We start from the raw sequence: 2,069 nt of genomic DNA, 5'->3' as shown, positions 1-2,069 counted from the left end.
AGATGTGTATAAGAGACAGATATGAAGGCATGGCGCGCCAGTTCTACGATCTCGTAGGTCATGCTGACACGGTCTCTCAATTCCTGATTTCACGATCTGTCTTGCCAATTCCGAAGGAACGCTATGAAATCGCGATGCATGTTCGGCTAGGTGACTTTGCTGCGGCAAAGGCGGGTGTGTCGCGCCAGAACACGCGCATCCCGTTGGGCTGGTATAGGGATGCTGTCGCTCTGGCGCAGGAGCGCCTAGGCAGGAAGGCGCTGCGCGGCGTTCTGTTTACCGACGAAGAGCCTGAGCGCGTGATTGCCGAACTGAAGCTGGAGGGTTTTGTGCCAGAGCCGCCGGGTAACGCGCTTACCTCTATGCTGGCTCTGGGAAGGGCCGATGTGCTTATCGGCTCACGTTCCACCTTTTCGCTTTGGGGACGCTATTTCGGGAGAGGTGCTGCGATCTGGCCCGAAGGCTTCGACCTTGCGCATTACGCGCCGCTTGACGAAGAGCGAGACGTCTTTGTCTAGCCGACTAATGTCACTCAGGGTGCTTGCCTCCAGAACCACCAATCTCCTCGTGGACCAGTCATCGCGCAATGCTCTGTTGTCGCTGGCGCAGGCGCTGTTGACCATCCTGACCTACTTCTTGGTTATGAGACAGGTGGTGCTGTCACTCGGTATCGGAGCGCTGGGCTTGTGGTCATTAACTATGAGCCTTGTCGCTTTCGTGCGGTTGATGGACCTCGGTCTTGCGAATATCCCGGCACGAATGGTTGCTGCGGAGAGTGGCGACGCATTGAGGCAAGCGCAGTTTGTCGATAGTACTGCAGTTGCAGGATTGAGTATGTTCGCATTGCTTGGTTTTGCATCGTATTACGCGTTGAGACCCATTTTACTTGGGTCGATCGATCCAGTTAAGCACGTTGAGGCGCTCTGGCTGTTGCTCGGTATCATCGCAGTTCTCCCATTAAACTGCCTTGCACTTGTCCATTTGGGGGCACTAGATGGAGTGGGTCGTGCGGACATTCGTGCCTTAGTGGCTATTGTGGGTTTACTCATCTATGCTGGGTTAGCTTTGCTTCTCGTCAGCCACTTTGGCGTACTAGCGCTTATATTTGCGCAATCCGTGCAGCATGCCCTAACCTTTCTCGTCGCAAGATTATTGCTCTGCAGACGGATCACGCCACTCGGGGTTTTTCCCCATCACTTCAGCTTTAGTGTGCTTCGTCAGGCAACTTCCTTCGCGGTTCGCATACAGCTTTCGACGCTTCCTATGGCGTTGTTTGATCCATTTTGTCGATTGCTCATTGGGCGCACACTCGGATTGAACTTGCTTGGTATCTACGAACTAGCATCAAAGTACGCCGCCACCACGCGCACTCTCGTTCAAGCCTATGCTAATCCCATCCTGCCCGAATTCGCCCGCCTTCTTGCACAAGATCGTAAAGCGGCCCGTATCCAGTATGCTGCTGGTCAAGCGAATATTTCCTCCCTTGGTCTATTGATTTCCATGGCGCAGATCCTGGCACTCCCGCTGGTCAGCTACATGCTATTGGATGGGCTTGACCCAGCCTTCATCGTTGTCTCTACGATCTTGAGCTTCGCCTGGGGGGTGACCTGTATTGGCCTAGTTCCACAGTTATATGCGCGAGCCGCAGGCCGATTACGGTACGCGATGGTTGGTCAGTGGCTGCTCTTGTTTTTGGGCGCCATATTTGTGCCATTGGCGGAACTTTTGGGCGACAGCCTATGGGTTCTAGTATCGCCTGCGTTTGCCATTATAATTGGACACGCTGTAGCTTTTTTCGGGGAAGTTCGCTACTTGAATTTAAATCACTTCGGCAATAGCGAGGGATATAGAGTTCCCGCGATCCTTTTTTTATTAGCTCTAGTGTCATCGGCAGTGAGTATTTTCTGGATAAGCCAGCTTAATTTATAAAGGCGACCTGCGTCGTGTCAATGTTGCTGTGGTGCCTGAAATCTGGACCATTCGCTGCTAGAGTTTTCCGCTGTAGACATCATTGGCTGGGCGAGGAGTTTTGGCGTGAAGGCATCGAAGTTCACGGACGCGCATAAGGC

The 2,069-nt window shown here is 53.1% G+C and carries 2 protein-coding genes; both read left to right on the top strand.

What is annotated here, in order from left to right:
- Positions 1-518: O-fucosyltransferase family protein (locus tag ACN4EK_RS32450; protein WP_431662574.1), on the top strand; the 518-nt coding region annotated here is incomplete at its 5' end.
- A gap of 49 nt (positions 519-567) precedes the next feature.
- Positions 568-1,929 (top strand): oligosaccharide flippase family protein, encoded by a 1,362-nt coding sequence (locus ACN4EK_RS32445; RefSeq protein WP_431662573.1) that lies wholly within the window; start codon positions 568-570, stop codon positions 1,927-1,929.
- Positions 1,930-2,069 lie beyond the last annotated feature (140 nt).

Source organism: Pantanalinema rosaneae CENA516, from assembly GCF_050753385.1.
GTDB classification, from domain to species: Bacteria; Cyanobacteriota; Cyanobacteriia; order Leptolyngbyales; family Leptolyngbyaceae; genus Pantanalinema; species Pantanalinema rosaneae.
The sequence above is the reverse complement of the archived record's forward strand: the minus strand, read 5'-3'. Positions and strand labels throughout refer to the sequence as shown.